Here is a 7140-nt window from a genome sequence, read left to right as displayed (position 1 = left end):
CATCGACAACAGCTTTAACAAGCGGTACATATTATGCAGCAATCAGTGATCCGGCTACAGGCTGTGAAAGTAACACAAGATTATCAGTATCAGTTAACGTAACAGATCCGGTTACGCCAACAACTAGTAATGCTTCTCAAACTTTCTGTTCTGGAACTACAACAACTGTTGCTAGTATTCAGGTAAACGAAGCCAATGTAATTTGGTTCAGCACTCCAACAGGAGGAACACCAATTGCTTCTACAACAGCATTAGCAAGCGGTACTTATTATGGCGCAATATTAGATCCAGCAACAGGATGTTCAAGCAGCGTGAGATTACCAATCGCAGTTGCAATTGGAAATACAATTAATCCAACAACAAACAATGCTTCTCAAACTTTCTGTTCAACAGCAGTACCAACAGTTGCTAATATTCAGGTAAATGAAAGCGGCGTAACTTGGTTCAGCAGTGCTGCAGGCGGAACTGCAATTCCAGCAAACACACCTTTAGTATCAGGTCTTTATTACGGAAATATTGTAGATCCGATAACGGGATGCGAAAGCTCAACTCGTCTGGTAGTAACAGTTACAGTATCAAATCCAAGTCCAACACCGACAACAACTGATACAACACAAGATTTCTGTACTTTGAATACACCAACAATTGCCAGTATTCAGGTAAATGAAGCAAATGTAATCTGGTACAGCACAGCAACAGGCGGAACAGCGATTCCATCAACAACAGCTTTAGCAACAGGAACTTATTACGGTGCAGTTGCAAGCACAATAAATTGTGAGAATCCAGTGAGATTAGCCGTTGCCGTTACTGTAAATACTCCGGGTACTGTTACAACGCCTAAAACAACACAAACATTCTGTTTATCAGCACTTCCAACAATTGCAAGTATTTTGGTAAACGAACCAAATGTAGTTTTCTACGCAACAGCGACAGGAGGAACACCATTGGCACCAAATACAGCACTTACAGCAGCTACATATTATGCAGCTTTATTAAGTAATACAACTAATGGCTGCGAAAGTGCCGGAAGATTAGGTATTACAGTAAACTTTGAAAATGATGCTTTAGTGCAGCTTACAACTAATGATGATACTCCATGTGTTTTCAAAGGTGTAACGTATTCAATTGCAAATGGAAAATCAGATTATGTGTGGACAATTACAAACGGAACTATTCTTTCAGGTGGAGGAAATGCAGACGGAACTGTAACAGTTTCATGGTCAGATATTGGTCCGGGAAGAGTTGAGGTTTCTTACATCAACAACTGTAACGAAAACACAACGAAATTCCTAAATGTAAATGTGGCAACTTGTTCTGATATCACAATTACCAATGTAGTAGATAACCCAACTCCTAATTTTGGAGAACATGTAACATTTACTATAACAGTAAATAATGTAGGCGAGGGAAGTTTCATAAACACAATAGTTAGTGAAATACTGCCAAGCGGATACGATTTAGTAAGCTTTAATACAACAGGCGGTACATACGATCCTGCAACACAGCTTTGGACAATACCTGCTTTAGCCTCAGGTCAGAGTCTGGTTCTTACAATAGTTGCAGAAGTATTGCCAAGCGGAAATTATCTAAATGTTGCTGCTATAGAAATTTCAACTCCTTTAGATGTTGATGCGGCAAACAATTCAGCTTCAGCTTCAGTAGAGCCAATCTGTTTAACAGTTTACAACGAGTTTACACCAAACAATGACGGCGCAAATGATCTGTTTAGAATTGATTGTATCGAATCATATCCAAACAATGAATTGAAAGTATTTAATAGATATGGTGCATTAGTTTACAGCAAACAACATTATGAAAACGACTGGGACGGAACAGCAAATGTATCCGGAGTTGTTAATAGAGGAGATATGCTGCCAACAGGTACTTATTTTTATGTGATTACCATTGGAGATGGAACGGTTAAAAAAGGATGGTTATCAATTATGAGATAAGCATTTCAATTAATCATCTAATTAATTAAACTAAATAAGTATCGTTATGAAACTATATATAAAACCATTAGAAACGTATTTCATTTTAATATGTTCTTTTATTACAATATGTGCCAGTGCACAGCAAGATCCCGAGTATACACAATATATGTATAACACAATGGCGGTAAATCCGGCTTATGCCGGGTCTACCGGTACATTAGAAGCAACACTTTTGCACCGTTCACAATGGGTGGGAATTTCAGGAGCTCCAGAAACACAGTCATTCTCTATTCATGGCCCGCTTCGAAACGAAAAAGTGGGTTTAGGATTAAGTATTGTCAATGACAAAATTGGTCCTTCAAACGAATTATACCTTGACGGAAACTTCTCTTATTCATTGCCTCTGGGTTATGAAAAAAGATTAGCATTTGGTCTTAAAGCAGGTATGAGAATGCTGAACATCGATTGGTCTAAAGGAAGATATTATGATAATACAGACGTTCTTTTGAATCAAAATATCGACAATCAGATGAAATTAGCAGTTGGAGCAGGGATTTACTATTATACAGAAAAATGGTATTTAGGATTCTCAATTCCAAGCTTTATAGAAAACAACTATTATGATGATGTTCAGGAATCTATAGATTATGATCGTTTACATTATTATTTAATGGGAGGTTATGTTTTTGATTTGAACCCAAATTTAAAGTTCAAACCAGCATTTTTAGTAAAAGCAGTTAACGGGGCACCGCTTACTGCTGACGTATCGGCGAACTTCATGATTAATGAAAAGTTTGTTATTGGAGGATCATACAGAACAGATGATTCGATCAGTATTTTGGCAGGTTTTCAAATATCACCAAGTTTTTATCTCGGATATGCTTTTGATTACACAGTAGGCGGATTGAATAAATACAACGATGGAACACATGAGTTCATCCTGCGTTATTCGCTTAACAAAAATCAAAGCAAAATCAAGTCTCCTCGATTCTTCTAAAAACAAAACATATGAAAAAATTATATATCCTGAGTTTAGTCTTGAGCATTACGTTTAGTTTTGCTCAAAAGACTAATTTAAAACAAGCCGATGCCTTGTTTAGAAATTATTCATATGCCGATGCTTCAAAAGCCTATGAAGAAATTTTGCAGAACATCAAAAATCCTACGGCTCAAACCTTAAAAAATGCTGCCGATTCGTATTACTTTATTTCAGATGCACGAAATGCACTTAAATGGTATAAAAAACTATATGAAGTTCAGGGAAATAATTTAACCGATATTTACTATCTGCGTTACATTCAATCTATGAAAGCAGTTATGGATTATGATGAAGCTGATAGAGTTACAAAAGAATATCTCGATAAAAAAGGCGATAAAAAAGAGATCAATCGTTATGTTGTCCAAAAGAAACAGCTGGACAGTTTAGCAAAATCAAAATCGCTTTATCAGATTAAAAATCTGGATATTAATACCAGTAAATCTGATTTTGGAGCAACATTTTTTGGAGATAAAATCGTTTTTACATCAGCAAGAGATACTACTAAGTTTAGTGAAAAACTCTATACATGGAACAATCAGCCTTTTTTGAATTTATATGTTTCAGAAAGAAATCCGGCTGATGGAAGTTTGTTTAATGAAAAACTTTTTCTTCCAAATGTCATGAGCAAATATCACGAAGCTACGGCAAGTTTCGATCCAAGCGGGAAAACCATTTATTATTCGACAAACATTGTAAAGAAAAATAAATTGGTAGTCGATGGAGATAAAGTCAACAATTTTCAAATTGTAAAAGGCACAATTGTAGATAATAAGTTAGAAAATCCTCAAAATGTTTTCTTTGACAATGACGATTATTCAGTTGGACATCCTTGTTTAAGCGAAGACGGACAATGGCTTTTCTTTGCATCAGATATGCCGGGAGGTTTTGGTGAAACTGATTTATATGTAGTAAAAATTGCTGCCGATGGAACAATGAGTTCTCCATTAAATTTAGGACCAAATATCAATACAATGGGAAATGAGGTTTTTCCTTATTACAGAAATGGAATGCTTTATTTTTCTTCAGACGGACATTATGGTTTAGGTGATTTAGATGTTTACGAAAGCAAATTTTTATCCGATGGAAATTTTACAACGCCTAGAAATCTTGGCGCACCAATAAACAGTAACAAAGACGATTTTACTTATGTTGTTGATAAAGCAGATACTTATGGTTATGTTTCATCAAATAGAGCAGGAGGAAAAGGTGATGATGATATTTATTCATTTGTAAAAGGTAAACCCGTTTGCAACCAGAGTATTTCAGGGATTGCAGTTGACAGAAAAACGAAACTTCCGTTAACAGATGTTACCATTATGGCTTACAACTCGTTTAAAGAAGTACTTGGAGAAACAAAAACCAATTACGAAGGAAAGTATGCAATTGTTGTTCCATGTAATAAAGTTGTAAATATGATTGCGGCAAAGCCAAATTATAGCAGCGACGAAAAAACAGTAGAAACAACAAAAGAAAACGAAGGTGAAATAAAAGATGTCAACTTCGAACTTAGCAACTACGACGATTTGGTAGTTAAAAAGAGAGGCGTAGAAATGGTAGATGTTCAGCCTATTTATTTTGATTACGACAAATACGATATTACGCCAAAAGCTATTGAAGAATTGACCAAAGTCGTTTTCATCATGCAGAAATTTCCAAACATTAAAATTAAAATAGAATCACATACAGATTCTCGTGGAAAAGATTCCTATAACTTAAAACTTTCAGACAACAGAGCCAAGTCAACAAGAGATTATATTCTCTCACAAGGCATTGATGCTTCAAGAATTGAAAGTGCCATTGGTTACGGTGAAAGCCGATTAATCAATAAATGTAAAAACGGAGTGAAATGTACTGAAGAAGAACATTTATTAAACAGACGCTCTGACTTTATCATTATTCAAAAATAGTACTATATTTGCACTCTAATAATTTGATTATCAGTATAAAAGTATAGAACGTAGAAACCATTTGGAAGTTGGTTTTTTTTAAATTCTTTTTTAAGAATAATGGACAAGGAGAAAATCAGGCCGCATATTTTGCAGCCTGATTTTTGATTTTATAAAACTTTCAAATTTTAATGTTTTTGAATTAAAATAATCCTAATTTTGATATTCAAATTACTTTCAAATCAAATCAGCATTATTTTAATATTATATGAATATTCAGGAAACCATTCAAACATTAAGAGAAGAACTTAATCAGCACAATTACAATTACTATGTGCTGGATAACGCCACAATTTCTGATTACGATTTTGATATCAAATTAAAAGAACTGCAGGATTTAGAAAACAAGCATCCTGAATTTTTTGACGAAGATTCACCAACACAAAGAGTCGGCGGATCAGTAACAAAAAACTTCAAAACAATAGCGCACCAATACAGAATGTATTCGCTTGATAATTCCTATTCTAAAGAAGATCTAATAGATTGGGAAAACAGAATTCAGCGTGTATTAGGAAACGTTAATCTGCAATATACCTGCGAATTAAAATACGACGGAGCCTCAATCAGCATTTCATACCAAAACGGAAAATTAGTTCAGGCACTTACACGCGGCGATGGTTTTCAAGGAGATGAGGTTACCAATAATATCAAAACCATCAAATCTATTCCGTTAAAATTAAAAGGAGATTATCCAGAAAGATTTGATATACGAGGAGAAATAATCCTTCCTTTTGCCGGTTTCGAAAAAATGAATCAGGAACTAATCGAAATTGGAGAAACCCCATATTCAAACCCAAGAAATACAGCTTCCGGAAGTTTAAAATTACAAGACAGTGCAGAAGTGGCAAAACGCCCTTTAGAATGTCTGTTATACTTTGTTACCGGAAACAATCTGCCATTCAAAACCCAGTTTGAAGGATTAGAATCGGCCAGAAAATGGGGATTCAAAGTGCCAAATGAAGCCAAACTGGTAAACAGTATGCAGGAAGTTTTTGATTTTATTGATTATTGGGATGTTCATCGCCATAAATTACCTTATGAGACAGATGGTGTTGTTATAAAAGTAAACAGCATCCATTCGCAGGAAGAACTTGGATATACGGCAAAATCACCACGCTGGGCCATTGCCTACAAATTCAAATCAGAACAGGCTTCAACAAAATTAAAATCAATATCGTATCAGGTTGGGCGTACAGGAGCTATTACTCCAGTTGCGAATCTAGAACCTGTGCAGCTGGCAGGAACTATTGTAAAAAGAGCTTCCCTTCATAACGCAGACCAAATTGAAAAATTAGATATTAGAATAAACGATACCGTTTTTGTTGAAAAAGGAGGAGAGATCATCCCTAAAATTATTGCCGTAGATCTGGAAAAACGTCCAGAAAATTCAGAAGTTACACAATACATAACACATTGTCCTGAGTGCGAGACTGAATTAGTTCGAAACGCAGGAGAAGCCAACCATTACTGCCCGAATTTTTATGGATGTCCGCCGCAGATTATAGGAAGAATCCAACATTATATTTCAAGAAAAGCAATGGATATTGAAGGACTTGGAGGAGAAACAGTTGCTTTATTATTCAAAAACGGCTTAGTTCATAACTATGCAGATTTATATGAATTAAAAGTAGAAGATATTCTTCATTTAGAAAGAATGGCACAAAAATCTGCCGAAAATTTGGTGAACGGTGTAGAAAAATCAAAAGAAATTCCATTTGAAAGCGTTCTTTTTGCGCTTGGAATTCGTTTTGTTGGAGAAACCGTAGCCAAAAAGTTAGCCAAACACTATAAAAACATAGACGCTTTAAGCCAGGCTTCATTAATGGATTTAATTCTGGTTGATGAAATTGGAGAAAGAATTGCCAGAAGCGTTATCGAATTTTTCGAAAACGAAGAAAATAAAATCATAATCGATCGATTAAAAAAATACGGTATTCAGTTTGAAATCGTAGAGAAAGTCAACCCAAATGCTACCGAGAAATTTATTGGAAAAACTTTTGTAGTTTCAGGAGTTTTCAGCCAATTTTCAAGAGATGAATTAAAGAAAGCCATCGAAGACAACGGAGGAAAAGTAGGAAGTTCAATTTCTGCAAAAACCGACTTTGTGGTAGCAGGAGATAATATGGGACCAGCTAAATTAGAAAAAGCAACAAAATTAAATATTCCTATACTATCTGAAGACGAATTTATAACCAAACTTAATGAAAGCGAATAAACCCTC

The 7140-nt window shown here is 35.1% G+C and carries 4 protein-coding genes; all 4 read left to right on the top strand.

All coding sequences use genetic code 11. The features are described 5' to 3' along the window. Positions 1-1952 (top strand): gliding motility-associated C-terminal domain-containing protein (locus ACTJIW_RS08110; RefSeq protein ID WP_440718446.1); only part of this gene is annotated, 1952 nt, incomplete at its 5' end. A gap of 46 nt (positions 1953-1998) precedes the next feature. Further along, positions 1999-2931: a PorP/SprF family type IX secretion system membrane protein gene (locus tag ACTJIW_RS08105; protein ID WP_440716020.1), complete on the top strand. Its 933-nt coding sequence runs from the start codon at positions 1999-2001 to the stop codon at positions 2929-2931. Between the two features lie 11 nt (positions 2932-2942). After that, positions 2943-4880, top strand: coding sequence for an OmpA family protein (locus ACTJIW_RS08100; RefSeq protein ID WP_440716019.1), 1938 nt, complete (start codon positions 2943-2945; stop codon positions 4878-4880). A 247-nt stretch (positions 4881-5127) separates the two neighbouring features. Beyond that, positions 5128-7134: an NAD-dependent DNA ligase LigA gene (ligA, locus tag ACTJIW_RS08095; protein ID WP_440716018.1), complete on the top strand. Its 2007-nt coding sequence runs from the start codon at positions 5128-5130 to the stop codon at positions 7132-7134. Positions 7135-7140 lie beyond the last annotated feature (6 nt).

The organism is Flavobacterium sp. 22659 (assembly GCF_052044235.1).
Taxonomy (GTDB): domain Bacteria; phylum Bacteroidota; class Bacteroidia; order Flavobacteriales; family Flavobacteriaceae; genus Flavobacterium; species Flavobacterium johnsoniae.
This window is presented reverse-complemented; position numbering and strand designations above follow the sequence as displayed.

Excerpts from the sequence above, each read along its gene's own strand:
- ACTJIW_RS08100 (WP_440716019.1), top strand. The coding sequence starts at position 2,943 with ATGAAAAAATTATATATCCTGAGTTTAGTCTTGAGCATTACGTTTAGT.
- ligA (WP_440716018.1), top strand. The coding sequence starts at position 5,128 with ATGAATATTCAGGAAACCATTCAAACATTAAGAGAAGAACTTAATCAG.
- ACTJIW_RS08105 (WP_440716020.1), top strand. The coding sequence starts at position 1,999 with ATGAAACTATATATAAAACCATTAGAAACGTATTTCATTTTAATATGT.